Genomic DNA, 25979 nt, shown 5'->3' with positions numbered 1-25979 from the left:
GATTGAGTGCCCGGCCGGAAACGGCCGGTGCAGAACCCCTCAAATTCGGCGAAACCCCTGGACTTTGCGCTGCGCGAGCGCGCATTGCGCCGAGGCGACGCCGAGCCAAGCCGGCTGACGCAATGCGCGCCAGCCAGGAAGGTGTAGAGACTAGACGGGGGGCGCCTAAGGCCATGGCGCGGCTTGACCGCGCGCTACATGGCTAGGGTGAAGGCATAGTCCAGCGCACGAACACTCGCAAGAACCTTGCGGATGGCGTCGAAAGACGTAGTGTGACGAAAATCCGCCGCCTCACGGCTTACCGGTTCGATTCCGGTCGCCGGCACCAAATAATCTACTAACGATTACAAGGTTTCACAACTAAGCCCCGCCAGACAGTGTCTCGCGGGGTTTTTTCTTACCAGTGACGCCAAGGTTTCACTAGTGACAGCAGGGGGTATGCGGGGGTATGTTTCGGGGTATGGGCTGCAACTTGCCGCCTTTTAGCAGACAGATACCCCCATGCCACTCACAGACACCGCGATCAGGAACACCAAGCCCGCTGAAAAGCCACTGAAGCTTTTCGATGGTGGCGGCCTGTTTATCCTCATTACGCCGGCCGGCCAGCGGTATTGGCGGCTGAAGTATCGCTTTGCGGGGAAGGAGAAGTTGCTTGCGCTCGGCGTCTATCCCGACGTGCCGCTGGCCGCCGCCCGAAAGAAACGCGACGAGGCGCGCGAGAAGCTGGCGGCCGGGATTGACCCGAGCGAGGCGAAGAGGGCGGAGAAGCGCGCCGTCCGGATTGCCGCGGCCAACTCGTTTGAGGTCGTCGCAATGGGCTGGATGGCAGAGCGCAAGACCATGGTCCAGATCGGCCAGTACGAGAAGACGCTGGCCCGCTTCAAGGCTGACGTGCTCCCGTGGCTTGGCAAGCGCCCTATCGCCGAGATCGACGCTCCGGAAGTCCTTGCCGTCCTGAAGCGCATCGACTCGCGTGGCGCGCGCTTCACGGCGCACCGTGTGCGGAGTGAGATCAGTAGGGTGTTCCGGTACGGAATTAAGGAGGGGTTCTGCAAGAACGATCCGGCCAAGGATTTGATTGGCGCGATTCCGCCAGCGACCGAGACGCATTTTGCATCCATTACCGAGCCGGTGAAGGTCGGGGAGATGCTACGCGCGTTCGATGGCTTCTCCGGGACGTTCGTCGTGCATTGCGCGCTCAAGCTATCTCCGCTCCTGTTTGTGCGGCCGGGCGAGCTGCGAAAGGCTGAGTGGGGTCAGTTTGATCTGGACAAGGGCGAGTGGCGCTACCTCGCTACGAAAACTAATACCGGACACCTGGTGCCGCTGGCGACTCAGGCTGTCACGATCCTGCGGGATCTATATGAGCTCACTGGCGGAGGGCGTTACGTGTTCCCTGGTGCGAGGGATAAGAAGCGGCCGATGAGCGACGCTGCCGTCAATGCAGCGCTCCGCCGACTGGGGTATGACACGCGCTCAGAAATCACCGGGCACGGCTTCAGGGCAATGGCGCGCACGATCCTGCATGAAGATCTCGAGCACAATCCCGAAGTCATTGAACGTCAACTCGCCCACTCGGTTCCTGACAGGCTCGGCGAGGCCTACAACCGTACGCAGTTCATTAAGCAACGCCGCGCCATGATGCAGGAGTGGGCTGACTACCTCGACCGAATCAAGGTGGGCGCGGACGTCGTCCCGATTAGGCCGGCGTCCGGTGCAGCGTAGGTGCACGGGCCAGCCATACAGCTACGCATCTCACGCCTCCGCGGCGAGAGCTTCGCGACCATAGACGTATTCCACCCATGTGCCACGGCCATCGCCGTGCCCGAGGTACATCGACACACCAGCCGCGGCCTCGGGCCGTGCCATACCGGCCACCTTCATGCGCTGGAGGTGCTCGACCGTGTACGCGTATCGAAGGCTGTGAGGCGCGTTCTCGCCGGTCATTCCCGCCTTGCGCACGACGTAGTGGTAGCGGTCCATCGCCCGTTTCAGATCGGGCTTGCGCACCAGCTTCCCACCGTACTGCCGGCTCAGTTCGATCGCCCGCGCCACGAGCCCGGCGGCTCGCTGGCGGTCCAGTGGAGGGCAGCGTCGCGTCTTGCCACCCTTGGTGCCGTGGATCACGCTCACGAAGCCGTCGGCCACCGGGTTCACGAGCGCGCGGTGCCAGTCCGCGAGCGACTTCACCGAGCGCACGCCTTCCTCGGCGCGCAGCCCGAACTCCGCCAGCAGCTCGAGCACCATCGCGACTCCCGGATCGAGGGCAGCCACGATCGCGAGGTGCACGTCGAGCGCCTCGCGTGTCATCGGACGCTTGGTGCCGGCGCGGCTTGCTCGCACTGCACCCAGCGCGGTATTGCTCATCTTGTCCGCAAACGGCCGCCGCTTGATTCCTTCGAGCGCTGTGCGGATATGCGCCAAGTTATTGGCGACCGTCCGCTTCGAGCGTCCGCGCTCTGCGAGATCGGAGGCCCACGCTTTGACATGCTTTTCCTTCAGTTGGCCCGTAGTGTGGACTTGGAAACCCTCTCGCCAGAGAAAGTGAGCAAAGCGCGTGAGCGATTGGTCACGCCCCTTACGGGTGTGGTCTGCCTGTTTCCCGCGCGCCGAGCGCGCAGCACGGCACAGGTCGGCCGTCAGTGACTTATGAGACATGTGTTCCCCGACAATCCAGTGTTGAGGCTCGCACCCCGACGTTGTCTCCCACGATGGGCCACGGTGTGCCTGCGCACTATGCGCAAGGGAGACAACGAACGGGGGCACGAGCCTCGAGCTGGTGAATTCGGGAGCGTGCTACGCCAGCAAGCTGGCGCAGCCTGCACGACCTCGCTATGGGCGACAGTCGCAACAGGTGAACGCTTCCCCCGTTCGTTCCGTGAATTTGGCTATGCGACCGATCAGGGGGCGCCATTGCCCTGACCGCGCGATTGATAGGTGTCGGGCAAGCCGGCACGAAATTGCAGACACTGCGGCTAGTGCGCCGTCGATCGTCACGCGGACGAATACGACGGACGCAACAGGGCGCGGTGTTGGCGCTGGCGAGCGCACGTCACGGATTGATTGCCGCAGGAGCGGCGAACGGGGATTGCACTGCGAGCCTTCCGCGTAAAGCAAAAGGCGAACGGGACGCCGCGTCTATCGACGAGGCAGTTGCGCAGTCCACCAGAAACTGGCGGACGCAATTTGGGCGCCGGGCCCAACTTGGAAATTCATCGCGATGGAGCGAGCCACCGCGCCCGCAAAGCGAGCTTCTACTTAATGGCTGGCAGAGCCAGCAGTACTTCATGCCTCATACCCGAGGCTCGGGTTTGTGAGCCTAGCCTAATGGCACGGATGCGATGCGCGCAAGCACTTTCGGCCAATTCGGCGAACCGCGAGCGCACCGTGACGCTCTCGTTCACAGAGTGACGCATTTCCATTTCCGCAACAGGTCTCGGCTCCGGGCTTGTTTCGCAAAGTGACGCAAGCGAACAAGCCGGTTCCTCGCTGTGGACGCCAAACAACACGCACATCTCTGCCTCGAGCCTATCCTTTTGGTGGCTCGATCAATGCGGCGAGCCGACGAATCTCCAGAGCCATGGCGAGGAATCGCGGCACCCAGCCCGGGATCGAAGTATGGCCTTTGACCCAACGACTGGGGGTGTTCTTGTCGGTATCGGTCATCCGACAGAAGTCGGACTGCTTCCAGCCAAGTTGAGATAACGTCTCGCTGAACTCTTCAGGGGTCATTCGGGGTGTCTCGCGCGCGCGTAAGAGTAAGGGTGCCAGAAGAATAGCATGATTCCCTAAATGCGGACAAAAACAATTATAACGTCCGCAATTTTACATAATCTCCAATTATCGAACTTTGCCCTGTGGACAATTTTTGTCCGCATCGTGCGGAAGCCGCGCCGGTAAACGATTTGCAGGATCGGCCGGTTTGCACATTTTTTAGGCACCCGCGCTGGCGAAAGTTATCCACAGGGCGCTGATGCCTTCGGTGTCGACGCCCTCTATCGAACATTCCGCCGGCACCAAGCAGGCGAGATTAGTTTTCGGTGCGCACGCCCGTCGCGATGATCGCTTTAATCCGGCTTCCGGTCGGGTCGGCCGCCAGGCAGACAGCTCGAGTGCTTGCGATCCACTCGCTGACGCGCACCAATTCTGGCGCGCTCAAGCCTGCGTCACGCGCCGCGCTCTCGATGTGATCGAGGTACTGCAGGCGCCGCAGCAGTTCTAACCACTTGTCGGCCTTCTCGAAGAACTCGGCTTGGTTGCGCAGTCTTTCCTTTCGGGCCTCGACCTGAGCCCGGGTAGACGCAGACCATTGCTCTGTGCGGATGCGCGCTGCGGCCTCTCTGCGTGCCGCTTCCTCAGGTTCGACTCGGACCTCGTGGACGATAGTCGCGGGGCCGGCATAACTGCGCAAGAGCGCTCGCCTCACCCGCTTTCCCGCACGGACTTTGGCCCAGTAACCGAGAGGGGGAAGCGGGATCGCAAGGCTCTTGCAGATCTTGCGCAATGCCTCGACCGTGATCTTGTGGCGCGTCGCCACCGCCGACATCGGTTCCAGCCAAACCTCGCCGTACAGCAACTCTCGCTTGAATTCGACTTTGTCGAACATCGATCGATCCTCCGTAGCACGGCAGGTAGGTCATCGCGGACCCTTGGATATAATGCGCGGCTTTTTTGAGGGATAGATGGCATCCACGCTTCCGAAACTGCATCGCATCAACGACGTCGCCGCCGCGCTCGGCGTTTCCCGCAACACAGTCTATCGGTTCGCACAGGAAGGGAAACTCGTACGCATTCAGCTCGGCGGAAATTCATCGCGTATAACGGATGACAGCGTTCAAGCCTTTGTCGCCGCCAATACGGTGCCGCCTCGTACACGCACTGCAAAATAAGCCGCGAAATTCGTTCAGAAACTCCGCTCCAGAATTCGCCGCTCCGCGTTGCTATACAAGGCTTGAGCCGCTGTTCCGCCGTTCAGAAACGCTCTGGCGCCTTAGGGTTTCTTAGGCGGTATGCTCGGGGGCGATCAAAACGCGAATAGTCGCCTGCCTCCGAGTGAGCGGCCCGGTACTTACTTTTGCTGACCCGCTCCCGAGCGTATCGCAGCGCGCCTCAACATGGCGGCTATGAACCGACACGCCCAATCACCTGAGCATTTCTGAGCATGGCTACCGAGATCAGTTCTGGTCGCCCCTTGTTTCTGACGAACGGCGCGGTTCGTCGAATGCTTCGTCACTTCGTCATTCCGGCAGCGTGAACGCGGCGCCGTGTGGTTTCAGGGGGGGACCTGAAACTTGCAGTGAAACCTTGCCGCCGTGCAACCTCTGCGGGACACCGGAGCGATTGCCCGTCCAAGTGGTAGACAGTCTGCCGGGATATCGGGCTAAAGCGCTCGGCCCCGTGGGCGAACTAAGCCAAGGGATCTAGGGTTTACGTCAGGATTGAACGCGACACGCGCGGCCACACGTTCGAAAGAGGCGCCTCGGGGGACTGGGCGCTCCAAACCAAACGTAGAAGAGGAATTGAAAATGCCACGTTTTACAACTCGCGTTGAGTTGCACGATGAGGAAAGCTCGGACTACCCAAAGCTCCATAAGGCGATGGAAGCAAAGGGCTTCACGCGCACGATCAAGGTTAAGGACGCGGTCTATCACATGCCAACAGCCGAGTACAACTATGACGGCGAAGCTACGCGGGAGCAGGTTCGGGACAAGGCAGTAGCCGCTGCCAAGACCGTACGCCCAAAATTCGACGTTTTGGTCACTGAGTCGAATGGCCGCTGCTGGCATAACCCGGATTAATCCGACTCCCTGCCATCCTGCGCAAAATCCGTCACCCGTGACCGCTTCCTGCGTCATTCGCCGGACCGGAGGCCGTAAATGCGTCCGTTCCGGCATGGAGGTGGTCAGATGCGCTTGAGCAACTCGCGATTTAGCTCCTCCATTTCCGATAGGACTAGCCGCATCCGTCTACTGAGATCTTCGATCGACAGTGCAAGCGCCTGCATATCGTCGAGTTCGCGCTGGAGAATCTCTGGATCTATCGAAATGCCACGCCGCCGGTCGTCCAGAAGCGTGACAACGATGCCGTTCGCCCGGTTCAGACGAACCTGCATCTTGGCGCCGGCGCGCTCCAGTCGACTACGCTCTGTCTCAAGGCGCACTGAACGGTTGCAACGGAGCGCCCTCGACAGATGCCGCTACGTCGACGGATGCGTCTACACCGACCGTGGATGCCCCGCGCGTTACCGGCTCATCTCTTTCGCCGCCTGCGCCGAGATGCGTTCCCGTGTCCACCTACATGGCCCGACTACAGCAGGCATTCGGCGCGTATCGAGAAGCAAGGCTTTCGCTGGTCCAAGACATCAGCCTAGCGAAGTCCATGTCATTGCCACCCAACTCGTCGAGCTACGAAAAGTGGAACGTCGCAGATGCAACCGCCGCCCAGCGGGAAGCCGACTTCTCGATCCTCGCGAAGCTGCGGGGCACCTACGAGGACGTTCTCGCTTGCCACACCGCCGCTGATGCGAAGGAACTCCAGCCCTACCTTTTTGCGCTGACGAACCTCGAGATCGCCGACAACCTGCTATTCCAAGCCCGCGGGGAACTTCTCACCAAGTGCAACAGTTCAGTGGCCGTCTACATGCCCTACCTGCACGCTTCCGACCACGCTGTGGCCATGGCAAGGAAGGACATCAGCGGCACGATCAAGGCCGAGTTTCCGAGCGACTACGTGGCGGAAATGCCCGATGAGTTTGCCAACATGCGTGAGATCCAGAAAGTCTGCAACTGATGACCACGTTAGGCTCCATATGCGGGGACGTTGAATGCGAGGGTCTGCGGCACGCCGTTGGGCGCGTAGATGTACTGGATCGTGACGCTCAGGAGGCCGGTAGCGTCGTTCTGGTACGTGAAGGTCGGCGGCGGCTGCTTCTGCACATCGGGCTCGGTGACGAGCACGCTGTTGATCAGCGATTTGATCTCGGCGAACTCTTCGGCGGATAGTGCGTGCCCGACGAACCGGCCGAGGCCGGCGCCGTACGTTGGATGCCAGATGTACGTGCCGGGGGGGGTAAGGAGGGCTCGTACGATGCGTTGATTGAGCTCTGTCACGCCCGTGGCGAGCAAGTCGTCCCCACGTGAAGTGAATTGGATGTCTTGACCAAACCATTGGAAACTGTCTGCCATATTCGACTCAAGAGTAGTGTTCATGTTGACGGCCGCACCACCAATCTGGATGTCGCAGCCAAGCAGGTGCGATGAGTTGCGTGCGGGTCAGGAGGCGTCGGCCGCAACGACAGCTTCCGTCACCAGTAGTGCAAGCGGAGGCAGCGGCCCGCACATGGCGGACCGGCGATCAGAAGCTCGTCGCTTAGGGACGGTCCATCCTCCAGATTTCCAAGAAGGTTCCAGCCACGTGCGGCTCAGAAAGCGTATCGAACAGCAAGTCGACTTGGTACGGAGGGGTGCGACTCGGAAGGACGATCCCGGCGGCGCTGGCCAGTTTACGCAGCTTCAACGCAGGCTCGACGAGCGCCTGACACTGAGCAATGTAGGCCGCTCGTGCCTGCTCATACGCCGCCATTCTGGCTGCAATGGCCGCTTCCTCTTCCCGCGCACGGATCTTCTCGCGCCGGCCACGCAACTCGGCCATTTCAGATTCGTAACGACTCTGCACCGTACTGAATGCGGCAGCCGCTTCCTGTTCCTCCAGCAGCGCATCGCGCAGGACGGCCGGATGAATGTCGGACAGGCGCGACCTGCATCGATTCGCCTCGTCGACGGCACGCGCGTTTCGAGCCGTAGCATCAGTCAGCTCACCCTCGAGGCGCTTCTCTGCGATTTCGATCTCGGCGAATGTGTCCTGGTCGGACTGTTCGGATTCGCCTCTTTTGAAAAACTTGATCATGCGTTACTCCTGCATCGTTCATGGGGTTAATTTCGCAAAGGGGATGTCTTCGACGTCACTTGCCCCCTTGGCGGCTAGCGCGGTCACGCTCTTCGCCCAGTATCTCGAACAGCATCGGGCGGAACGTCGGCTCGATAATTCGCCACGCGGTGCCCAAGCGCATCACCGCGCCACGCTCGGTCAGCCTCGCCTCATGTCGACGCAGCCATTTGCCCATGTCGGCGGGGCAGGTCAGGCGCGGACTGCCGAAGCGCCAGATGGAGCGGGTACGCGCGTTCTCATGTAGCCATGTTTCGAGCGGAACGAGGCGCTGAACCACGATTTCACCGGTCATCACGTCGCCTCACAGGTCGTCGTCAAAATCCGACATCGCACCGGTCGTGGCTGGTCGGTCGGAGTGACTCTCGTTTCCCGATTCGTGATCGCGGATGGCAGCGCGTTTGCGCGTCACGTGGTAGGCGGTCAGCACCGCGTGAGCGACCATATCAAGCGCGGGCTTTGCATCGCCGTCCCGGTTCATCCAGACCCTCGGTGTCAGAGTGCCCGCCAGCGTGACGCTGTCCCCATTGCCAAGCGCCAACAATGCCGATTTCGCGGCATCGTCGAACGCGATCACGTTCACGAAGAGAGCTTCGCCGTCGCCGGCCGCCGCGCGTACCTTGGCAGTAACGAACGTTTTCCCGCTTTGCCCGGTCTTGCTGCCCGGTGCGCCGTACATCTTCCCTGCAATCAATCCGTCGATCATCTTTCACCCTCCCTGCGTTCCTAGTTGTCGCCGCAACTCCAGCGCTCGGGTCTGCGAGCAGCCGAGATAGCGTCGAATGTCTGCGACCGTGCAGCGCACGCGACCCGCCGCAATCTCCTCCGCTACGCGCGCCCGGTCGTCCGGTACCGTGTCCACTACTGCCGTCGCTACCGGCCCGTTACCCGCAGCCGCATAGGCGGCCAGCGGCTCGGGTATCGCGGTGCTCTCCGGTTCGCGGTCAGTCGCGCCGGGTGTGCTTGGGATTGCTTCCGCAGCCGCGTTCATGGGGGAGTTTTCGGAGCGGCGCTCTTTCATGGGGTGTTTCCCCGTGTCGAGCGCTAGCAGCCAGCAGAAGCACGCGACGCCCTCCAGCACCGCGGCGAACGCCATGCCCGTGAGCAGATCGACACGGGGTTCGTCTGTGCCGAGTAATGCCGCCAGCCGGGATGTGACCGGATCGGCGCGCAGTGCGTCGCGCGCCTCCCACTCGCGGTCATCGAGCGCCGTTGCGCGGTCCACCGTCGCTTCCTGTCGCCGTGCCTCTGCGGCCTCCACGTCAAGCGCATCAAGCCGAGCAGCAAGCGACGAGCGCACAGCCGGGGCCGTCACTCTCGCCAGTCGCCCGATGATCGCGGCCCGATCGGATGCGATCGCGGTCAGGGAACGGCTCACGGCCGGGCGAGGCGCAGCAGGCGGAGCGTCGGGGAGGGCGGCTGCGCGCATCTCGCCGGCGTGCCGCTGCGCCAGCACAAAGAACGTGACGTGCCCGTAGCAGGTTGCGGCCATGCAAAATCCCCATAGGGCGATACCTATGCTCCGCATTGGCCACCGAGCGGCCCGGCAAAGCGCCGGCAATAAATGGCAGGCCACAACTAGCACGACGCCGATCGCGACCCACAGCAGCCGCTCCGGCAACCATCCACCGCGTTGCCAACCGGCCATTACCGACAAACTGGCGGCAGTGAGCGTGGCCGGAGCCGCCAGCCATGCCGGCGACAATCGCATCATGTCGCCCTCCGGTCGTCGAAGCCCACCATGCGCCACGTGCGCTGCCGCAGGAGGTGACGCGCCTTACGCTCGGCGTCGAGTTCGACAATGCGGCCACGGAAGTGCGCGAGGTTCGGCAGGAGGTCAGACACCGGTCCGCGCATCGCCCGGGCCAACACTTCGTCGCGGTGAGCCTCGGACCAGTCTTCAGCGTCAGCGAGATCCTCAATCAGTTCGGCAAGCTCAGCGCGCAACCGATGAACATCGTCCACCGACAGGTACGCACCCCACGGCAAATACAGACCGCCATCACGCGAACGCAGCGCACCTGTGCAATCTGCGGCATCGTTCGCGGCGGCGCGCAGGTGCGCGATGATTTCCGGTTTGTGGGCGGCCAGTTCCGGGCGCATTGCCTCGCGCGCAGCGAGCGGGCCGCCGACTTTCACCGTGTCACCATCGAGCCTCAGCGTTACCCCCATCGCTGCCGCCCTGCTCAAAAGTTGTGCAACGCTCATAGCTCATCCTCCGCTTCGTCGCCGCTCACCGACTTTTCTCTTTCTTCCGAATCACCCAAATCTCCCGAAACACCGAAACAATCCTTATCCGACAAGGGTTCCAGCGTTTCGGGAGTGTTTCGTGTTTCGTTTCCACCCGAAACATTCAGGTTTCCATTCGAAACATCGACCACGCTGCCCGACGTGTTTCCGCTGGCGTTTTTCCCTTCATGTTTCGGGAAATCTCCATCGTGTTTCGGAACGTGTTTCGGGACTCGCGAAACGCTGTGATGGCCGCCGGTATTGCCCTTTGCCGTGTTTGTTTCGTTGTTTCGGGAAATTCCGGGGGGCTGCGAGGAAGACAGATATCGGTCGAAGGCGTCAGAAAACTGACTCAGCAGGTAGCCTTTCTTCGATTCGTACCCAATCCGGATCTGCGCGCTCTCTACTCCATACTTCCGAAGCATCGACGCCACCTGTTTCATGTTGATCGACTTGCCCCGGTTCCAAGTCGCCCATGGCTTTTCCTCGTCGGCCATCAGCGCGTCCAGCAGGTCAGCCGAAAAGATGCGATCGACGCCACGCGTTTCGAACACTTCCTGAATGTCCGCCAGCAGGTTCGCGCCGTTGCTCTGGTTGGCATCGCCGCCGCGCTCGCACAGCTTGATAGCAGCCTTGCGCGACCAGGCAGGCCATGCGCCGCCGGCCAAATCGGCAACGGCCAGCAGCGGCTCCCAGTTGTCCTGCTCGCGGTCGCCCAGCGCGTCAGGGAGATCGGGACGTGCGCGCCGGATCGCGTCGGCGTTGTCATCGGCCCAGCGGGCGATCTTCGATTTCAGCTCGTCGAACAATCCCGGCTCGGCATGGCGCAGGCGTTCTACGTTTTCGTGGGGCAGCTTGCGGCGCAGCTGCGCGACCACGGAACGGCTGGTGATCGTCTCGGCGAGCCGGTCAGCGTTGATGCCAGCCAGCGCCTTGAAGCCGTACACATTGAACCGCTTCGGCTCGAAATCATCGCCCACTGCCACACTGCGCCACACGAACGCCGAGTCGCGGGTATGTCCGGCGTTCAGCAGGCCGCGCAAATCCTCGGCCTCCTTCGTCAGCACCGTTTCGATCTCGTCCACGAGCAATGTCGGCTGATACTTCTCGATCATGCGGAACAGCACTGACGGGGAGATGCCGGCGGCCTGGGCTGGCTTCGGAACCAGACGCCCCGTGACAGTCAGCAGTTGAGTCTTGCCGCAGGCTTTCTCCGGGGCGTTGATAAGGAGGATCGGGCAGACGTTGACGGAATCGATCAGCCACGCCGCTACGCACCAAAGAGCTGTCGCCGTGACGGTTTCCAAGTCGCAGACGATGAAACGCTGAATGGCGCGACTGATTTCCGACAGCAGTGCGGCGCCTTCGACCGCCTCATGCCATGGCTCGATTTCATCGAACAGGGGCGCGTCGTCCGAATCGGCCTCGCCGCGCGCCTCCTTGACCATCTTCTCTAGCGTCGAGAGCTTCACGCCCAACCGCTTTGCCTCTGCCTTGCTCACCCGGTCGAACTGCATTGGGGAGAGCACCGCCAGCCGCGCTATGGCTTCGTCGTCGGTCTCCGTGGGGGCGTTTGCATCGGTGGTCGATTCGCTGCTTGCGTGTTGACCCGAAACAGGAGGCACGGCCGCCAGCACCGCGTCGATAGCCGCCTTCACGGCGTTAACTCCGCGCACCGCGTGCATGTCGTTGAAGTCGGTTTGCGCTGGCTCGCGGTCAGCACCAAAATCAGGCACGGCCAGCTTGCCGCCCACGGCCTGAGCGGCTTTCGTCGCCCGATCATCCGGCTCACCAGTGTCTTTCGTGAGGTCGGCGAGCAGCACCAGCGCAGCATCCGGATAACACTCGCGCATCGCGCGCGCCGTGGCCTCCAGCTGGCCCACCGACAACGCGGCAACGGAGGGATGTCCGCTGCACTGACTGGCGGATAGCGCCGTGGCTACGCCCTCAGCGATCAGCAAGACGTCGAGCGCTTCTGGCATCACCTGCGCGGTCCAGTAGCCCCCGGCCTTCACGCCGCCCGCCAGCGCGGACTTGCGTCCGTCGCCGTCGATCATCTCGATGCTGGACAGCTTGGCGCCGACCTTCACTGGCGCAATCAGGATGCGGCCCGTCAACGGATCGTCGCCCCGCTTCGGCTGATACCCGATCAACGCCGCCAGCTTGTCGATGTCGATTTCGCGCAACGTTTCCACGGGGTCGACACCCTTGCGCGTCAGGTAGGGATGGTCGGCGCCGACCGCCGTAGCCGCTCGCCACACCGTCTCCGCAAGGCCTGCTGCACTGATGGCTCGCATTTCGCGATCGCGTGCTTCCTCGGTCACTCGGCGATCACGTTCGGCACGGCGGCGCTCGAGCTCGGCGGTATCGACCGTCGATGCTCCACTACGCGAATCGAATCCGTGTTCGATCGCCTTGAAAAACAGCGTATTGATCGTGACTCCGCCGCTTGCCGACAAAGAGCGCCACGTGCTGCGCACGGCAGCGGCGTTATAGCTCTCGCCGTGCTGACTCCACGAGTCGAACAGATCGAAGCCCGCGTCGCCCAGTTCGTGCTTGAGTGCAGCGCCGATGCGCGCCCAGTCGTCGCGCTTCAGGTCTGCCGGGATGCACGCTAGCGCCTGCTCGATACGGCTTACATCGTCAGTCACCGCGTTCATGGCCTTCCTCATTCTGATTTTCCTCGCCATTAGGCGGTAAGCAGTCCTTAGGTGATCCGATAAGACTCGGGAGTTGTTCGGCACTCATGGTCAGGCCGCCACTTGATTGATCACGGATCGTGATTCCAGGATAGCCAGCACACGTATCCGATCGCGCGCCCACAGTGACATGTCGTCGCCGGCCAGTTCGCCACAGGCGAAGCCGTATTCCAGCGCGGTCACGATGCGTTTCAGACCATAGGTGTCGATCTCGACGGCTACGGCAAGTGCGTCGCGCAGGGGAATCGCCTGCATAGCGCCGTCCGCGCGCTGCAGTGTGACGAGCGCCGGAAGATCGCTGCCGATCAGCGAGTCGCCAAGCCACTTCAACTGGTTACGCATGACAAGCCTCCCTGTGCAGATCGGCTATCCAGCGTGCCCAGATCTCGGCATCGGCCTCGCACAATCTGACGCGTTGCTCCTGAATTTCGGATTGCAGCCAATCAAGACCGCTGATCTGTTCGGCTCGCTCCAGCAATTCGGCAAGCGGCACGTATTGAGACGAACCGTCTGCACCCTGCAGAAGGACAAGTGACCGCCAATGCGTAGTGTCCCGGCCAATGCCTGTGATCGTGAACCGGAAGGAAGTAGGCTCAGTCATGACGCGCCTCCCCACGAACGATCCTGGCGTCAGACGCTCTGCCCTTGCGAACGCCATTCATGAGCATCAGACCTTCGTCGTGGACGTTGAACTGAAACCCGCCGTTCGCGCCCAATTTCAAAAGCCCAGCAATCTCCCAGCAAAAGCCGCAGAGAAGCGCGCGCCGCGCCTGCTGCTCTGGCGTCTCGTCTGGAACAGAAAGGCCGGCTAACTTCTCGATCAGGTGAGCGATCGACGGCCCGAGCCCAATGTCATCACGCGCGGTACGGTGCGTGAAGATGTCAGCAAGCGCCGATCCGATCGGGAATGAGCGGTGGTAGATGACAGTTGAGTTATTGGGAAGGTCGGCGGGTTGATCGCGCAGCGCTTGGCGGATTGCCTCGTCAACATATGCGGAAAAGTCCGCCTCCCGCTTCTCGGTTTCGAGTTGCGGTGCTTTTTCTGCGAAGTGCTTGGCGTCGTTATGCATGACAGACCTCCGTCGTCGAAATGTAGCGGCCGAAGCTGACCGTTGCTCCGTCCAACTCCTTGGCTTGTTGCGCGACGAAAGTGCGCCCGATGAGCGCGAGCTCGTTGATGGTCTCATCACCGTCTCGGGTGAGCCGTTCGATCGAATCGAAGATGCAGGCGGCGCGCTCGAGCACGCCCAACGTATCGTCGGCGACGCAACCGAAAGTGCGAAGCGGGTGATCGTCTGCCCGCTCGGTGGATGGCAGCTGCTGATCGCGTGCGAACTGCGCGATATCGCAGAGCGCCGCGCCGGCAACATCGAGCGCACTGGCGGTATCGGGAGCGAGGGCCGCGGCGCGCAAGGCATCACGGACGATATTGGAGAGAGACTGCGTTTGCTCGTGACGAGCGGGAATATGGCGCAGCATGGTGCGGCCTCCACGGACAGGTTGACGAACCCGGCCGCCGACGCCAATCGGGGTGGCCGGGCACAAAGCAAGGTTGGCGTACCGGCGTCCGTGGGAACCGGCGTGCGCAAGCGCACCCTCACTAAGGCCCGACCATTGAAGAAGGGGCAAAGTGTACGGACGAAAAAAAACCGCGCTGTGGCGGTTGTCCGCCACGGAATCTTTCCGGACGCCAATCCGGGTGTCTGTTGTCTCAAACACACTTGGAGTATAGCGCGTTGCCAAAGGTTTACAAGTATCGGCAAAGTTCAGCATGTCCCAGCGCCCGTCTGTGCAGCGTCGAGCAGCATCAGCATCACGACGTTGAGTTCGATGCGAGCGACGAGCAGCGCCGGCTTGCGTTCGGGGCCGGGGCTGGCTGACGTGCGAAGCCAGACGAAGTTGGGATCGTCCGCGGGCTCGATGTGGATGAACAACGCGCTCATGCGGCCCTCCGCTTCTTCCTGGCGACCGCGAGGCTGTAGATGCCCACGCGGTGGCGCTCACCGGCTTCGGTCGTGCGCCAGCACCAACCAGTCTGGATATCGTGACCAAGCTGGCGCAGCTCGAATACGCGGCGCGGCGGGTGAATGATGTCAAGCTTGCGGGACGCGTGCTGCGTGTCGACGGGGCCGCGTTCCAGGGCGGCGAGCAGACGTGCGCGCTGGGCGGCTGCGGAGTTGCGGCTCATTGCGCACCTCCCGTCAGCGACGCGCTATCATTGCGATGGGTCGTCGGGGTCGTGAGCGTGCCAGCGCCACGGCCCTTTTCATTGCTGTGGGTCGTCCGCATGATCAGGCCTCCGCGCGGTAGCCAAGCGGATCCGCAAACCACTTGTGGAGTTCGCGGTTCGGCCATGCGGCACAGCGTTGTGTCAAATGGATTCGGCGCGGGAACTTGCCTTCCTTCTCACGCTTGCGCAGGGTCTCGCGGCTGAACGGCACGAGATCACGGAGATTGTTCCAACGGGAGAAGCCGTCGGCCGGCAACGCTTCAGGTGCGGGGAGAGACGCGCCACCGATCGGTTGCGCGGTTGCTGACTTGGTAGCCATGGGCTAAACCTCGTAAAAGGTTGTTGAACACATGGCTTCGCATTATTGTCACGACGAGCGACATGTTTGCCAACTGGCAAAAGTCGTTGCCAACTGGCAATTCGGTCACCGCGTAAGTAGATCGATCCCGGCCGCAATGCTTGCCCTTATAGACGTCGAGCTCGTGCCGTGGCGATTGACCTCTGGAAGAGCATCTAGAATCTCGGCGGCAGCTGCGGCGATCTGCGATGAGTTCGGCGCGCCCCCCTTCGAATATCGATTCGACTTTTCGGCAAGTGCCAAAGCCAGAACGGCGATCTGTTTCTGATACGAGAAGCGTTCGCGGTCCGTGAGCAAAGTTTGTTCGCCGGCGGCTCTCGTGGACTCATCTTCGTCCGCGAACTGGCTTTCGAAGCGCTCAAGCTCGGCTCTGGACACCACTATTTGATCTGGCCAAGGGCGATCAGTCGCAGGGTAGAAGTTCGAATGATGGTTGTAGGCCACCCTAGCAGCCCCGTCCTTCTCAAGGAGTTTGCTGTCAAATCTATCAAGTAATCGCCACAATCGGCCGTCGACGTCGATGAGCAGCGTCCCATTCAGCGTTATTTTGTCGCCCCCCTGGCCCGTTCCTAACGACGTGATCCAATCGGCCGAAGCTCCACAGAAATCATCTTCGATGCGATACAGCCCCTCGAGTGGTTGAGCATAGTCTGACTGGCTACAAACGTCCTCCTCATACCATTTGGAAGCAAGCTTGGCTTTATCGCCGTGCAACGCCGCCGCAAGGTCATAGACTGGATCGCCCGCCTGACGAATCCACGTTACCGGGGCGACTTCCATTCCGTACCTATCCTGCAGAAACCAAAATACCGCGAGATGGCGATCGGCCATCAACCGAAGTACGTCAGTCGGCTCTACAGGTTCCCCGAGCGTAATCGTTAGGCGCTTGGCTACCTCGTCGACGGTAAACCACCTTTTTAGCTTGTGAAGTTTGAGCATGGCCTGGTCTCTTACGCCCTCAGTAACTCGAGACCTGCGGCAATGCAATTGCGAATATTGGTTTTGCTTAGCCCGGTGCGATTAACGTCCGTTAAGGCATCAAGCATATCCTCGACAGCATTTGCAATCTGACTTGCGTTCGGCTTGTCACCGCGCTTGTATTTGCCAGACTTTTCGGACAGGACTAACGCGAGCAAAGCGATTTGCTTCTGAAGGGATGCGCGCTCCTTATTGCTAATAGATTCCTTTGATTGCGCCTCGGGCGTTGCGGCATTTCCTTCGCTGAGCTCGATTTCGCTGCTTGGTTGAGCACCTTTTTGCGTAATTCCAGCCTCATCGGCTCGGGGCACATCTGGCTTCGTTGCGACCGGAACGTGAGCCTCACGGTTCAACTTCAGACCTTGGCCGTCCAGGAAATCATAGATATCCGAACGAAGAAAACCGAAGTCACTATCATCCGGCGCCGTGCGGATTAGCACCCCGTCTTCAAGCTCAAGGGCGAGGTCGCGAAGCGGATACCCGAAGGCAGCAATGTCAGACAGGAATCGCCCAGCGGTATCGTCCGTCGCGGCTTCCCATCCGTGCGGATGCAGTTGATACCAGCGAGGAACAGCACAGCCTTTTCGGGATGCCCTCTCTATCAGGGTGTCCAGTAGCATGGCGGCATCCTCTTCGGAGGAGTCACCTTCGGACATCATTTGCTCCAACAGATCCGGAAGATTGATGAACTCAGGATCCTGTTCGGCGAGCAGGTCTTTGATGCCCATTTGCGCACCCTTATTCGCAGCGAGGCCAAACATCACTGCCTCTGCAGCCGCGCTCGTTGGAGCCGCGCCCTGCGTGACGATCGGCAAGCTCGCGGCGTTTTGCATCGCACCGTCAGCCTGTGACTGTTCATACCGCTCCCAGTCGTCGCTGCGCACATCGATAAGAGTTAGCTTCTCGCGCGCCGCCGGCCAATCCGTCACCGCCTCCGGACGAGATGCCATCTGCGCCACGAGAGCCATTGCATCAGCACCGTTCAAGCGGAAAATCGGCGGCCGGTCCGGATGCACTGACGCCCACTCTATGCCTCCCTGCCGTAGAACGATGGTGCATATCTGCCGCAACCTGTCGAGGGTGCCTGCAGTCGGCAATGTTTCTATGGGATTTTGACCAGCGAGGTGGCAAGCCAGGCTCCAGACTGATACCCGGTCCACTCCTTCGGAAAACGGAGATTGCATCCGCGCCCCTTAGCGCAATCCCTTATAAGGAACCGCGCCGGCCCGGTAAGGGCGCCGGGGTTTCGGGGATCAGCCTAGGCGCGGTTTGATCTGCCGGTTGCCAAAGCTTGGCAACGGTTGCCGATGATTGTAGATCGGGTTACTGTTTTTTTGTACAGGCTAGCCATTCCGACTGGCGAAAACGCTCTGACACTGCACATTCTTTCATCGCGAAAGAAAAGTGGCGTCAAGCTGTGGATAAGTGGGGCAGCCTGCGAGGATAGGGGGTATTTTTGGGGGTATGTTTGAGGCTAGAAAAGCCTCGACGCCCACTGGGTATGAAATAGCGGGATTTTTTCGAGTCCGGTCGCCGCACCAAGAATCGTTCCAGCGCGTTGCGCTGGAATCCTGAAACCCGCGATAGCGTCAAGCTTCGCGGGTTTTTTGTTGCTGCTTGCTGGCGAGATTCGGGTGTTATCTGTGGCGCGTTCACTCGCGCGTACGGCGACGGAGCGAGTCTGCACAGGGAAGGGGGCGACGAGCCGGTGAGCCCAGGCGTCTACCCGTGTGCGCACACACGCACGACGCGGGGCGTCAGTTGGGCGGCATCACGCGGCGCGCCACGCCGGGCCTGGCGGTGCGCTCAGCGGCTGCCGATCTGGCCGGTACGCGGATTGACGAGCCGCGCAAAGCCGAACAGCGCGGCAATCGCCAAGGGCGACACAATGTAAAAGGCTGTGAGCATGATACATGCCGTAACAAAACGTTACCTATCAGTGTATCTGCTGCATGCGAATTGAGTATCAGGGGGAACGACAACAAACTATTGCGATCACGCAATGCTTGTGTGGAAAAAACCGTGCTGACCGGCGAAGTGCTTGATGGGTGGGGCTGTCCGGCGTAGAGGAAGTTGAATCAGATGCAGTCGAAGATTACCTCTACTGTTTGCGTGGTGACGCCGCGCAGGCCTTCGCTGTGCACTTCGACCGCGTGCATCTCCTTATGCTGCTTGCCGCAATACGCCTGTGCTTCCTTGAAGCCGGCGCTGCGTATGCGGTTCCACGAGACAATGTCCCAGCGCGCCCGGCTCGTTACCGAAAGATGCCCATCCTGTCTCGAATTCACACCGGTCACCGACGTACATGCCGCCAACATGCTGAGGCCAAGCAACACGATGCTGCCTTTCATAAAATTCCCCCTGATCGCGCACCATTGTCGCCGCCAAACACGTGCATTGGCAACTCGAAGGAAACGTTAGTTAACGTCCTTTGCCGATTGAAGTGTGGGGTTTATCGACGCGTGCAGCGGGGGCGGACGAGGGCGCCGTGAAAGTAGCGTCCGACCGTGAAGGTGGGTGGCACAACCCGCTGGGGAGCGCCTTGTGGCGCGTGCAGACCGGAATCAAGGATCGCTTGCGGACATGCCTCGACGCGCGCTAGCGCAGCCACCAAAGCGCGCACTGGGATTGTGCAGCCAGGGCATCAGCCACGTGTGCCTATGTCACAGAACGTGCCGAGCCTGTGTGCACGCCGCGCGGCAGTACCGCGCGAGCTTGCGCCTGCCGTTCGCGGCGCGCCCCGTGCGCGGGGTGTCCGGGACGGTTCGGGTGCGTTAGTCGTGGGCGACGATATCGCCGACCTGTGCCTGGCCGGAGACGAGGCAGGACGAGAGGAAGTTCTCACCCTGGCTGCGTGCGCCGATGGCGGTGAATCCGCGCGCCAGCGCCTCCAGCCGGACGAGTTCCGAACCCTTCGTGCAGGTGACCGAGCTGCCCTCGTGCGCCTGCACGCGTGTCATGACCCGGTTCCCGAGGAGTAGTGCGAGGACGATGACAACGCCAACATTGAATGCTTGTCTCATGATTTCGTCTCCTAGTGCAGTCAGACTATCTCAGCCTTTCGGCGTACGAATCCAGGAGTTTCCCGGCGATGCAGTGCAGCACATGCGGCGCACGAAAACCCCTTGAAATGCAGGGCGAGTAATACTTCGGCATCCTTGCGTTGCGACCTGCGACAGCTTGAGCCTTACGCGGCGCGGCTGTGCGAGAGGGCGCATGGTGACGGATCGCGAAAGTCGGGAACGCTGCGCCGCAACAATGGCGCGTCGCGTCACGTGTGACGTCAGCTAACGAATGTAGCGCCGGACAAAATAAATCTTGCGTGGCACATCGACACGGCGAGTTTGGCCCCATATTAATGTTTGATATCGATCAGATTTCACGATTCTGTCGTGCATTTTTTCAGACGACACGCGCTCCGATTCATATATTCGGACACTGTTTTTCTGGAGCGAACGAGGTGGTCGCAAGTCGAGAACGGTCGATCGCAAGGACTCCGTCGCTAATCTTGAAATGCATTCGCCGATGCTGCACTATCGGTTGTCCGGTCCCCTTTTCTTGTACGAGGTGAAGCAATGCAGTTGATTGGCATGATGGATTCCCCGTATGTGCGCCGCGTCGCAATTTCGTTGCACGTGCTCGGGATGCCGTTCGAGCACCGCAGTGTGTCGGTGTTCCGGCACTATGACGAGTTCGCGCAGATCAACCCGGTCGTGAAGGCCCCGACCTTCATCGACGACGACGGCACGCTGCTGATCGATTCCACGCTGATCCTCGACTACCTCGACCGCAAGGTGCCGGCGGCGCGGCGTCTGATGCCCGAAGAATCGCAGGAGCGCACCTTCGCGCTGCGCGTGAATGGGTTCGCGCTGGCGGCCATGGAGAAGACGGTGCAGCAGGTGTACGAGCGCCAGTTGCGGCCCGAGGAGCGTCAGCACGAACCGTGGTTCGAGCGCGTCAATGCGCAGATGCACGCGGCGTATGCGGTGCTCGACCAACTGCTGGTCGGCCGTGCGGGGTGGCTCTGCGCGGGGCGGATCACGCAGGCCGACATCACGGCGGCGGTGGCCTGGCGCTTCACGCAGCACATCTTGCCGGGCGTTGCGGACCCCGCGCGTTATCCGGCGCTCGCCGCGCACTCGGCCCGCGCCGAAGCGTTGCCGGAGTTCGTCGCAACGCCGCTCGAGTGAGCCACGGGCCCGCGCGCGCGGGCCCGCTGATCGTTCTGTCCCGTAGTTGGCGCTGCTGTGTGCCCGATTGTTCGCGTTTAGCAACAAGTGACTTCGCGTCCGGGCCATTTATCGGCAGACGCTACATTCCTAAAATGGCTCTCATGGAAATACCGCTGCGTCAGAGCGACGCGGCGGTTCAAGCGAGAGCCGTCATGAAATCTTTTATCGAACGACAGTTGTATCAGCCAGCCCTGGTTCTGCCGATGGTGGACCTGATGCAGCTGATGGTGTCGCTCGACTTCAATATGGGCCAGATCGGACTGATGGTGGCGACGCGCGGTGCACGTGCGGCGCTGCAGCGTTCGCGCGAACTCTGGTGCGCAAGCCATGACTGTGCTGCGCCGGCTGAACGCGTCCACTGATCCCATTTTCTTGCGAGCGACCGAGAGGTCACAGATAGCGTAGCGCTTTCACGATTCTCCCCCCGACGCGCAGCGGCTTCGCCCGTTTGCTGTTGTGACGTCACCTTGTGAGCCGCCTCATGATCCGGGGCGGCTTTTTTTTCTCGTTTTCCGATTGGAAATGCCGATGCTTTGACCGGTTTGCCGCGCCGGCTTGCCGATGCACGGCGGGACCGCGCGCGCTCACGCGCGGCGCAAGGGTTGCCGGCGTAAGATGGCGCGAACGTAACGCGCGCATGCGAGCGGCACGCCGTTTCGCAAGAAGGAGGTCGGCATGGCACAGCGTTTCGATGCGATCGTGATTGGCACGGGGCAGAGCGGTCCGCCGCTCGCGGTGCGGCTCGGCGCCAGCGGGCGCAAGACGGCGGTGATCGAGCGCGCGGCGTTCGGTGGCACTTGCGTGAATGTCGGTTGCACGCCGACCAAGGCCTATGTGGCCTGTGCACGCGCCGCGCATGTGGCGCGCCACGCGGCGGATTTCGGCGTGCGTATCGGCAACGCCGCGCAAGGCGGCGCGGAAAACGGCGCGGAAAACGCCGCGCAAGGAGCCGATGTGAGCGTCGATCTCGCGTTCGTGAAGGCGCGCAAGGACCGCATCATTGGTGCGTCGCGCGATGGCGTCGAGCGCTGGCTGCGCAATGCGCCCAACGTTACGGTGCTGCAGGGCCATGCACGCTTTACCGGTGCGCATACGGTCAGTGTGGCGTTGGCGAGCGGCGAGACGATGCTTCTCGAAGCGCCCGAAATTTTCATCAATACCGGCACGCGCGCGGCTGTTTCCGATCTGCAGGGGCTCGACCGTATCCGATACGAAACCAACTCGACGATGCTCGCTTTGGAGACATTGCCGGCGCATCTGGCGATTGTCGGCGGCAGCTACGTGGCGCTGGAATTTGCGCAGGTGTTTCGACGTTTCGGCAGCCGCGTGACGGTGCTCGTGCGTGGGGGGCGCATCCTGGCGCGCGAAGACGACGACGTCGCGCAGGCCGTTCAGGACGTGCTGGCGCGCGAAGGCGTGGAGTTTCGCTTCGGCAACGCGCCGCGCAGCGTGGCGCCGCTCGGCGCGAGCGGCGCCGGCGGCATGGCTGGCGGTGTGGTTGGCACAAGCGCGCAGGCGGGCTTGGTGCACCCGGACGGCATACGCATCGAACTCGACCACGAAGCGCTCGACGTCTCGCATCTGCTGTTCGCCACAGGCCGCATTCCGAATACCGACGATCTCGGGCTTGACGCGGCAGGCATCGAGCGCGACAAGCACGGCCTCATCCCCGTCGACGGAGAACTGCGCACGCGCGAGCCAGGGGTGTGGGCCATTGGCGACGTGAACGGGCGCGGGGCATTCACGCATACCTCGTACGACGATTACCAGATCGTCGCGGCGAATTTGCTCGACGGCGTGTCGCGCAGTGCCGACGCGCGCATTCCGGCCTATGCCGTCTTCGTGGATCCGCCGCTTGCGCGTGTGGGATTGAGCGAGCGCGAGGTGCGCGCGGGCGGGCGGCCTGCGCTGATCGCGACGATGCCGATGTCGCGAGTTGGCCGCGCGCGCGAGCGCGGCGAGACGGATGGATTCATGAAGGCGCTGGTCGATGCACAAACGCGGCGCATTCTTGGGGCGACGATTTTTGGCATAGAAGGCGACGAGGCGATCCACACGTTCATCGACACGATGACCGCGGATGCGCCGTACACGACGCTCCAATACGCGATGCACATTCACCCGACAGTGAGCGAACTGGTGCCGACCTTGCTCGACGGACTGAGGCCGCTCGCATGAGCGCGTCCGGCGGACACGCGCAGGCCGGCGACCGTGCTGGCAACCGTTCGGACAACGCTTCAAGTAACGCATCGGGCGGTGCATCGAGCAGCGCATCAAGGAACGCGTCGGGCAGCGCATCAAGTAACGCATCAAGCAGCGCGTCGGGCAACGCATCAAGCAACGCATCGAGCAGCGCGTCGGACAACGCATCAAGCAACGCATCGAGCAGCGCGTCGGGCAACACATCGAGCAGCGCATTGGGCAACGCATCGGTCGGCAACCTCTACGCGGGCATCGAAGCCGGCGCGCGCGACGAGCGTTTCGAGCGGCTCATCGCGCGAGCCGGCGTGCTGATCGAACGGATCGTCTCGACGGGGCAGGCGAGTCCGGAAGGGTTCTGGTACGACGATCCGCGCGACGAGTGGGTGGTTTTGCTCGCGGGCGCGGCGGAGCTGGAATTCGAGGCGCAAGGTGGCGCGCGCCACCGGATGCGCCCCGGCGACTACGTACATATTCCTGCACACTGCCGGCACCGTGTGGCGTGGACCGACACGGCGGCGCCCACGGTGTGGCTCGCCGTGTATTTTGGTGCGGGCGCTGACGAGCGCGAGTGAGCCAGCATCGCGACGACGGAATTTTCCTTTCGGAGACGAGACGCACGGCACGTCGACGATAATCACCCGTATCGGCTGAGCCGCGAACCGCGCAGACCACGCGCGCTCAATCGTCTCCCGCGCCGCAACTTTTTTCCGTTACGAAACGCCGTCCCATGTCACGTCAACATCCGCTGCGCGTCGCGCTGGTTTCCGATACGCACAGTCTCGTGCGGCCCGAGTTGCTGAGCTTCCTGGCGGGATGCGATGCGATCGTCCATGCGGGCGATATTTGCGAGCCAGGCGTGCTCGACCGGCTCGCCCAGATCGCGCCGCTGACGGCAGTGCGTGGCAACAACGACCACGGCGCATGGGCCGAGGCGCTGCCGATGCAAACCGTCGTCGAAATCGGCGGCATCGCGATAGCCGTCGTTCACGAATTGCCCGACCTGAGTGGCGATCCGGCAGCGCAGGGCATCGCCGTCGTGGTCAGCGGGCATTCGCATAAGCCGGCGCTTGAAATCCGTGATGGCGTGCACTACGTCAATCCGGGCAGTGCCGGACCGCGTCGCTTCAAATTGCCGATTTCCGCCGCGATGTTGACGATCGGAAACAACGGCGCGCTGCACGTCGAGCACACGCGACTGATCGACTGATCGACTGAGCGCGTCGCGCGCATCGGCGCCGCCGCGCGCGAGACGCAAAAAAGGCCAGCACAGGGCTGGCCTTCGATGATTTCCGATACGAAATCCTCAATGCATAGCGGAGCGCAACTGCGCTACGCCTGCGTCACACCCGCACCGCACCGTGCGCGGCGTAATCCTCGTCGATTTCGCGGGCGACGCGCACGCCGCGCAGCACCGCATGCGCCTCGGCCTTGGTGCCGACGCACGGCGCGGAGCCCGGCAACGGCTTGCGCGCTGTCTCGTGCAGCGCCACGACCGAGATGATGCCGATCACCGCGGCGCCCATCAGGTAGTACGCGGGCATCATGAGGTTCTGCGTGTGCTCGACGAGCCAGGCGGCGACTAGCGGCGTCGTGCCGCCGAACAGCGACACCGACACGTTAAAGCCAATCGCGAGCGCGCCATAGCGGATTGCGGTAGGGAACAGCGCCGGCAGCGCGGAGGGCATCACGCCCGTAAAGCACGACAGCAGCGCGCCGAGAATCAGGAGGCCGAAGAACACCGGCAGGAGCTCGCCCGTCTGGATCAGCGTGAGCGAGGGAATCGACAGCACGATCAGGCCCACGCAGCCCGCGAGCATCACCGGCTTGCGGCCGATGGCGTCCGAGAGGCGGCCGAAACCGAGCGTCATCGGCATCATCAGCACCATCACGATCAGCACGAGGAAGAGGCCGTGCGTTTCGTTGAAGTGCAGCGTCGCCGAGAGGTAGCTCGGCAGATACGAGAGCGCCATGTAGTCGGTCACGTTGAAGATCAGCACGAGGCCCACGCACAGCAGGAAGGGGCGCAGATGCTCCGTGACGAGCGACTTCAGCGTGAGCTTCGGACGCGCATGCTCTTCGGCTTCGCGCAGCTCGGCTTCGCGCTTGAAGGCAGGCGTTTCTTCGAGCTTCGTGCGGATGTAAAGACCCACGAGGCCGAGCGGGCCCGCGATCATGAACGGAATGCGCCAGCCCCAGTCGAGCAGCTGCTGGTGCGAGAGCACGGCGGTCAGCACGGCAACGGTGCCCGCGCCGAGCACGTAGCCGATCAGCGTGCCGAACTCGAGGAAGCTGCCCATGAAGCCGCGGCGCTTGTCGGTGGCGAACTCGGCGATGAAGGTCGCGGCACCGCCATACTCGCCGCCCGTCGAGAAGCCCTGGATCAGGCGCGCCACGAGCAGCAGCACGGGCGCGGCAATGCCGATCGAGTGGTACGACGGAATCAGGCCGATTGCGAAGGTGCCGCAGGCCATCATGATCATGGTCATCGCGAGCACGCGCTGGCGGCCGATGCGGTCGCCGAGCGGCCCGAACACCATGCCGCCGATCGGGCGCACGAGAAAGGCCGCGGCGAACGTGCCGAAGGTGGCGATGAGCTGCGCCGAGGGGCTGCTCGACGGGAAGAACACCTGGCCGAGCGTGACGGCGATGTAGCTGTAGACGCCGAAGTCGAACCATTCCATGGCGTTGCCAAGCGCCATGGCGCCGACGGCGCGTTTGAGGAGGCTTTTGTCGACGATCGTAATGTCGTCGAGCGTCAGGTCGGTCGAGCTCGCCGATGAGCCGGAAGTGGAAGCGGTCAAGGTATGCATCTCCAATGACAGCGACGAGCCTGCAAAAGCTCGCCACGGTTGCCGGAGAGTGCCGTTTCGCGATAGCGGCGACATTTCGCGCGCGAACGCCGCAAAGGGAGGGCGCCCGGTCCGTCTGCGAGGCAGGCGGCGCACGAGTGGCATGCTGAAGTGTCGCGAAACGACACTCAATCGAATTGTGCGTATGCGTCGCGCCTGCGTGGCCGGGGGGCAGGGCGCATGAGGACGCTGGACCGGCACGAGGGTGCCCGGTGAAGCGCCGCTGAACGAAAAAGACGGTCCGCGTGGCGGAGCGTT

32 protein-coding genes and 1 pseudogene are annotated in these 25979 nt (G+C 62.1%); 9 read left to right on the top strand and 24 right to left on the bottom strand.

Going from position 1 to position 25979, the window contains the following annotated elements; genetic code table 11:
* Window positions 1-501: 501 nt before the first annotated feature.
* Window positions 502-1725 carry a tyrosine-type recombinase/integrase gene (locus E1956_RS12485; protein WP_134749254.1) on the top strand — a complete coding sequence of 408 codons (1224 nt, stop codon included), beginning with the start codon at window positions 502-504 and terminating at the stop codon, window positions 1723-1725.
* Window positions 1726-1755: 30 nt separating this feature from the next.
* Here the strand turns inward: E1956_RS12485 and E1956_RS12480 are convergent, their stop codons facing one another.
* From E1956_RS12480 to E1956_RS12470, 4 genes and pseudogenes are all read right to left on the bottom strand, one after another.
* Complete coding sequence (locus tag E1956_RS12480) at window positions 1756-2367, bottom strand: integrase domain-containing protein (protein WP_232071427.1); 612 nt, start codon at window positions 2365-2367, stop codon at window positions 1756-1758.
* Window positions 2368-2409: 42 nt separating this feature from the next.
* Window positions 2410-2658 (bottom strand): annotated as a pseudogene (locus tag E1956_RS46830) (phage integrase N-terminal domain-containing protein); the annotation flags it as partial.
* A gap of 870 nt (window positions 2659-3528) precedes the next feature.
* Complete coding sequence (locus tag E1956_RS12475; RefSeq protein ID WP_134749250.1) at window positions 3529-3732, bottom strand: hypothetical protein; 204 nt, start codon at window positions 3730-3732, stop codon at window positions 3529-3531.
* Between the two features lie 298 nt (window positions 3733-4030).
* Complete coding sequence (locus tag E1956_RS12470; protein WP_134749248.1) at window positions 4031-4606, bottom strand: hypothetical protein; 576 nt, start codon at window positions 4604-4606, stop codon at window positions 4031-4033.
* Between the two features lie 76 nt (window positions 4607-4682).
* On the opposite strand from E1956_RS12470, the gene E1956_RS12465 reads away from it, so the two are divergent.
* Together E1956_RS12465 and E1956_RS12460 are read left to right on the top strand one after the other, a co-directional pair.
* Entirely contained in the window at window positions 4683-4889 is a 207-nt protein-coding gene (locus E1956_RS12465; RefSeq protein ID WP_134749246.1) for a helix-turn-helix transcriptional regulator, read from the top strand.
* 636 nt (window positions 4890-5525) lie between these two features.
* Entirely contained in the window at window positions 5526-5798 is a 273-nt protein-coding gene (locus E1956_RS12460) for a hypothetical protein (RefSeq protein WP_134749244.1), read from the top strand.
* Between the two features lie 104 nt (window positions 5799-5902).
* Here E1956_RS12460 and E1956_RS12455 read toward each other — a convergent pair whose 3' ends face one another.
* Window positions 5903-6112: a hypothetical protein gene (locus E1956_RS12455; protein ID WP_134749242.1), complete on the bottom strand. Its 210-nt coding sequence runs from the start codon at window positions 6110-6112 to the stop codon at window positions 5903-5905.
* A gap of 173 nt (window positions 6113-6285) precedes the next feature.
* Here E1956_RS12455 and E1956_RS12450 point away from each other — a divergent pair, with 173 nt between their 5' ends.
* A complete protein-coding gene (locus E1956_RS12450) occupies window positions 6286-6789 on the top strand; it encodes a hypothetical protein (protein WP_134749240.1) in 504 nt (167 codons plus the stop codon).
* Window positions 6790-6797: 8 nt separating this feature from the next.
* On the opposite strand, the gene E1956_RS12445 is transcribed toward E1956_RS12450, so the two are convergent.
* From E1956_RS12445 to E1956_RS12365, 18 genes are all read right to left on the bottom strand, one after another.
* A complete protein-coding gene (locus tag E1956_RS12445) occupies window positions 6798-7184 on the bottom strand; it encodes a phage tail protein (RefSeq protein WP_134749238.1) in 387 nt (128 codons plus the stop codon).
* A gap of 184 nt (window positions 7185-7368) precedes the next feature.
* Window positions 7369-7905 (bottom strand): hypothetical protein, encoded by a 537-nt coding sequence (locus E1956_RS12440; RefSeq protein ID WP_134749236.1) that lies wholly within the window; start codon window positions 7903-7905, stop codon window positions 7369-7371.
* 55 nt (window positions 7906-7960) lie between these two features.
* The gene (locus E1956_RS12435; RefSeq protein ID WP_134749234.1) at window positions 7961-8239 is read right to left on the bottom strand and encodes a hypothetical protein; all 279 of its coding nucleotides are present in this window, start codon (window positions 8237-8239) and stop codon (window positions 7961-7963) included.
* A gap of 9 nt (window positions 8240-8248) precedes the next feature.
* Window positions 8249-8650, bottom strand: coding sequence for a single-stranded DNA-binding protein (locus E1956_RS12430; RefSeq protein ID WP_134749232.1), 402 nt, complete (start codon window positions 8648-8650; stop codon window positions 8249-8251).
* Between the two features lie 3 nt (window positions 8651-8653).
* Complete coding sequence (locus tag E1956_RS12425) at window positions 8654-9658, bottom strand: hypothetical protein (RefSeq protein ID WP_134749230.1); 1005 nt, start codon at window positions 9656-9658, stop codon at window positions 8654-8656.
* The gene (locus tag E1956_RS12420; RefSeq protein WP_134749228.1) at window positions 9655-10152 is read right to left on the bottom strand and encodes a TubC N-terminal docking domain-related protein; all 498 of its coding nucleotides are present in this window, start codon (window positions 10150-10152) and stop codon (window positions 9655-9657) included. The genes E1956_RS12425 and E1956_RS12420 overlap by 4 nt, the downstream gene beginning before the upstream one ends.
* The gene (locus E1956_RS12415; RefSeq protein ID WP_232071136.1) at window positions 10149-12833 is read right to left on the bottom strand and encodes a DUF3631 domain-containing protein; all 2685 of its coding nucleotides are present in this window, start codon (window positions 12831-12833) and stop codon (window positions 10149-10151) included. The genes E1956_RS12420 and E1956_RS12415 overlap by 4 nt, the downstream gene beginning before the upstream one ends.
* Before the next feature lie 90 nt (window positions 12834-12923).
* A complete protein-coding gene (locus E1956_RS12410) occupies window positions 12924-13214 on the bottom strand; it encodes a hypothetical protein (protein ID WP_134749225.1) in 291 nt (96 codons plus the stop codon).
* A complete protein-coding gene (locus E1956_RS12405) occupies window positions 13207-13473 on the bottom strand; it encodes a hypothetical protein (protein ID WP_134749223.1) in 267 nt (88 codons plus the stop codon). The genes E1956_RS12410 and E1956_RS12405 overlap by 8 nt, the downstream gene beginning before the upstream one ends.
* Window positions 13466-13942 carry a hypothetical protein gene (locus E1956_RS12400; protein WP_134749221.1) on the bottom strand — a complete coding sequence of 159 codons (477 nt, stop codon included), beginning with the start codon at window positions 13940-13942 and terminating at the stop codon, window positions 13466-13468. Before E1956_RS12400 ends, E1956_RS12405 begins: the two co-directional genes overlap by 8 nt.
* Window positions 13935-14351, bottom strand: a complete 417-nt coding sequence (locus E1956_RS12395; protein WP_134749219.1) for a hypothetical protein — start codon at window positions 14349-14351, stop codon at window positions 13935-13937. The genes E1956_RS12400 and E1956_RS12395 overlap by 8 nt, the downstream gene beginning before the upstream one ends.
* A gap of 287 nt (window positions 14352-14638) precedes the next feature.
* Entirely contained in the window at window positions 14639-14815 is a 177-nt protein-coding gene (locus E1956_RS46105; protein WP_167760007.1) for a hypothetical protein, read from the bottom strand.
* Complete coding sequence (locus E1956_RS12390; RefSeq protein WP_134749217.1) at window positions 14812-15060, bottom strand: helix-turn-helix domain-containing protein; 249 nt, start codon at window positions 15058-15060, stop codon at window positions 14812-14814. The genes E1956_RS46105 and E1956_RS12390 overlap by 4 nt, the downstream gene beginning before the upstream one ends.
* A 103-nt stretch (window positions 15061-15163) precedes the next feature.
* Window positions 15164-15421, bottom strand: a complete 258-nt coding sequence (locus E1956_RS12385) for a helix-turn-helix transcriptional regulator (RefSeq protein ID WP_134749215.1) — start codon at window positions 15419-15421, stop codon at window positions 15164-15166.
* Window positions 15422-15526: 105 nt separating this feature from the next.
* On the bottom strand, window positions 15527-16399 hold the full coding sequence (locus E1956_RS12380; protein WP_134749213.1) for a hypothetical protein: 873 nt from the start codon (window positions 16397-16399) through the stop codon (window positions 15527-15529).
* An 11-nt stretch (window positions 16400-16410) separates the two neighbouring features.
* Window positions 16411-17424 (bottom strand): hypothetical protein, encoded by a 1014-nt coding sequence (locus E1956_RS12375; protein ID WP_134749211.1) that lies wholly within the window; start codon window positions 17422-17424, stop codon window positions 16411-16413.
* A 1092-nt stretch (window positions 17425-18516) separates the two neighbouring features.
* Window positions 18517-18789, bottom strand: coding sequence for a hypothetical protein (locus E1956_RS12370; RefSeq protein WP_134749209.1), 273 nt, complete (start codon window positions 18787-18789; stop codon window positions 18517-18519).
* Between the two features lie 423 nt (window positions 18790-19212).
* Window positions 19213-19461: a hypothetical protein gene (locus tag E1956_RS12365; RefSeq protein ID WP_134749207.1), complete on the bottom strand. Its 249-nt coding sequence runs from the start codon at window positions 19459-19461 to the stop codon at window positions 19213-19215.
* A gap of 552 nt (window positions 19462-20013) precedes the next feature.
* Here E1956_RS12365 and E1956_RS12360 point away from each other — a divergent pair.
* The 5 genes from E1956_RS12360 to E1956_RS12340 all read left to right on the top strand — a co-directional run bounded on the left by E1956_RS12360 (window position 20014) and on the right by E1956_RS12340 (window position 24079).
* Window positions 20014-20628, top strand: coding sequence for a glutathione S-transferase family protein (locus tag E1956_RS12360; protein ID WP_134749205.1), 615 nt, complete (start codon window positions 20014-20016; stop codon window positions 20626-20628).
* Between the two features lie 194 nt (window positions 20629-20822).
* Window positions 20823-21032: a hypothetical protein gene (locus E1956_RS12355; RefSeq protein WP_134750574.1), complete on the top strand. Its 210-nt coding sequence runs from the start codon at window positions 20823-20825 to the stop codon at window positions 21030-21032.
* A gap of 313 nt (window positions 21033-21345) precedes the next feature.
* A complete protein-coding gene (locus tag E1956_RS12350; protein ID WP_134749203.1) occupies window positions 21346-22848 on the top strand; it encodes a mercuric reductase in 1503 nt (500 codons plus the stop codon).
* Window positions 22845-23444, top strand: a complete 600-nt coding sequence (locus tag E1956_RS47535) for a cupin domain-containing protein (RefSeq protein WP_134749201.1) — start codon at window positions 22845-22847, stop codon at window positions 23442-23444. The genes E1956_RS12350 and E1956_RS47535 overlap by 4 nt, the downstream gene beginning before the upstream one ends.
* A 155-nt stretch (window positions 23445-23599) precedes the next feature.
* A complete protein-coding gene (locus E1956_RS12340; protein ID WP_134749199.1) occupies window positions 23600-24079 on the top strand; it encodes a metallophosphoesterase family protein in 480 nt (159 codons plus the stop codon).
* A 133-nt stretch (window positions 24080-24212) separates the two neighbouring features.
* Here the strand turns inward: E1956_RS12340 and proP are convergent, their stop codons facing one another.
* Window positions 24213-25682, bottom strand: a complete 1470-nt coding sequence (gene proP, locus E1956_RS12335) for a glycine betaine/L-proline transporter ProP (RefSeq protein WP_134749197.1) — start codon at window positions 25680-25682, stop codon at window positions 24213-24215.
* Window positions 25683-25979: the final 297 nt, after the last annotated feature.

This window comes from Paraburkholderia pallida, assembly GCF_004524855.1.
In the GTDB taxonomy this organism is placed as follows: Bacteria; Pseudomonadota; Gammaproteobacteria; order Burkholderiales; family Burkholderiaceae; genus Paraburkholderia; species Paraburkholderia oxyphila.
This window is presented reverse-complemented; position numbering and strand designations above follow the sequence as displayed.

What these genes read in the sequence shown, in the direction of transcription:
- E1956_RS12340 (WP_134749199.1), top strand. Translation starts at nt 23,600, where the DNA reads ATGTCACGTCAACATCCGCTGCGCGTCGCGCTGGTTTCCGATACGCAC.
- E1956_RS12430 (WP_134749232.1), bottom strand. Translation starts at nt 8,650, where the DNA reads ATGATCGACGGATTGATTGCAGGGAAGATGTACGGCGCACCGGGCAGC.
- E1956_RS12355 (WP_134750574.1), top strand. Translation starts at nt 20,823, where the DNA reads ATGAAATCTTTTATCGAACGACAGTTGTATCAGCCAGCCCTGGTTCTG.
- E1956_RS12350 (WP_134749203.1), top strand. Translation starts at nt 21,346, where the DNA reads ATGGCACAGCGTTTCGATGCGATCGTGATTGGCACGGGGCAGAGCGGT.
- E1956_RS12435 (WP_134749234.1), bottom strand. Translation starts at nt 8,239, where the DNA reads ATGACCGGTGAAATCGTGGTTCAGCGCCTCGTTCCGCTCGAAACATGG.
- E1956_RS12395 (WP_134749219.1), bottom strand. Translation starts at nt 14,351, where the DNA reads ATGCTGCGCCATATTCCCGCTCGTCACGAGCAAACGCAGTCTCTCTCC.
- E1956_RS12390 (WP_134749217.1), bottom strand. Translation starts at nt 15,060, where the DNA reads ATGAGCCGCAACTCCGCAGCCGCCCAGCGCGCACGTCTGCTCGCCGCC.
- E1956_RS12485 (WP_134749254.1), top strand. Translation starts at nt 502, where the DNA reads ATGCCACTCACAGACACCGCGATCAGGAACACCAAGCCCGCTGAAAAG.
- E1956_RS12405 (WP_134749223.1), bottom strand. Translation starts at nt 13,473, where the DNA reads ATGACTGAGCCTACTTCCTTCCGGTTCACGATCACAGGCATTGGCCGG.
- E1956_RS12415 (WP_232071136.1), bottom strand. Translation starts at nt 12,833, where the DNA reads ATGAACGCGGTGACTGACGATGTAAGCCGTATCGAGCAGGCGCTAGCG.
- E1956_RS46105 (WP_167760007.1), bottom strand. Translation starts at nt 14,815, where the DNA reads ATGAGCGCGTTGTTCATCCACATCGAGCCCGCGGACGATCCCAACTTC.
- E1956_RS12410 (WP_134749225.1), bottom strand. Translation starts at nt 13,214, where the DNA reads ATGCGTAACCAGTTGAAGTGGCTTGGCGACTCGCTGATCGGCAGCGAT.
- E1956_RS12475 (WP_134749250.1), bottom strand. Translation starts at nt 3,732, where the DNA reads ATGACCCCTGAAGAGTTCAGCGAGACGTTATCTCAACTTGGCTGGAAG.
- E1956_RS12470 (WP_134749248.1), bottom strand. Translation starts at nt 4,606, where the DNA reads ATGTTCGACAAAGTCGAATTCAAGCGAGAGTTGCTGTACGGCGAGGTT.
- E1956_RS12365 (WP_134749207.1), bottom strand. Translation starts at nt 19,461, where the DNA reads ATGAGACAAGCATTCAATGTTGGCGTTGTCATCGTCCTCGCACTACTC.
- E1956_RS12445 (WP_134749238.1), bottom strand. Translation starts at nt 7,184, where the DNA reads ATGGCAGACAGTTTCCAATGGTTTGGTCAAGACATCCAATTCACTTCA.
- E1956_RS12385 (WP_134749215.1), bottom strand. Translation starts at nt 15,421, where the DNA reads ATGGCTACCAAGTCAGCAACCGCGCAACCGATCGGTGGCGCGTCTCTC.
- E1956_RS12400 (WP_134749221.1), bottom strand. Translation starts at nt 13,942, where the DNA reads ATGCATAACGACGCCAAGCACTTCGCAGAAAAAGCACCGCAACTCGAA.
- E1956_RS12370 (WP_134749209.1), bottom strand. Translation starts at nt 18,789, where the DNA reads ATGAAAGGCAGCATCGTGTTGCTTGGCCTCAGCATGTTGGCGGCATGT.
- E1956_RS12440 (WP_134749236.1), bottom strand. Translation starts at nt 7,905, where the DNA reads ATGATCAAGTTTTTCAAAAGAGGCGAATCCGAACAGTCCGACCAGGAC.
- E1956_RS12380 (WP_134749213.1), bottom strand. Translation starts at nt 16,399, where the DNA reads ATGCTCAAACTTCACAAGCTAAAAAGGTGGTTTACCGTCGACGAGGTA.
- E1956_RS12460 (WP_134749244.1), top strand. Translation starts at nt 5,526, where the DNA reads ATGCCACGTTTTACAACTCGCGTTGAGTTGCACGATGAGGAAAGCTCG.
- E1956_RS12425 (WP_134749230.1), bottom strand. Translation starts at nt 9,658, where the DNA reads ATGATGCGATTGTCGCCGGCATGGCTGGCGGCTCCGGCCACGCTCACT.
- proP (WP_134749197.1), bottom strand. Translation starts at nt 25,682, where the DNA reads ATGCATACCTTGACCGCTTCCACTTCCGGCTCATCGGCGAGCTCGACC.
- E1956_RS12455 (WP_134749242.1), bottom strand. Translation starts at nt 6,112, where the DNA reads ATGCAGGTTCGTCTGAACCGGGCGAACGGCATCGTTGTCACGCTTCTG.
- E1956_RS47535 (WP_134749201.1), top strand. Translation starts at nt 22,845, where the DNA reads ATGAGCGCGTCCGGCGGACACGCGCAGGCCGGCGACCGTGCTGGCAAC.
- E1956_RS12360 (WP_134749205.1), top strand. Translation starts at nt 20,014, where the DNA reads ATGCAGTTGATTGGCATGATGGATTCCCCGTATGTGCGCCGCGTCGCA.
- E1956_RS12420 (WP_134749228.1), bottom strand. Translation starts at nt 10,152, where the DNA reads ATGAGCGTTGCACAACTTTTGAGCAGGGCGGCAGCGATGGGGGTAACG.
- E1956_RS12465 (WP_134749246.1), top strand. Translation starts at nt 4,683, where the DNA reads ATGGCATCCACGCTTCCGAAACTGCATCGCATCAACGACGTCGCCGCC.
- E1956_RS12480 (WP_232071427.1), bottom strand. Translation starts at nt 2,367, where the DNA reads ATGAGCAATACCGCGCTGGGTGCAGTGCGAGCAAGCCGCGCCGGCACC.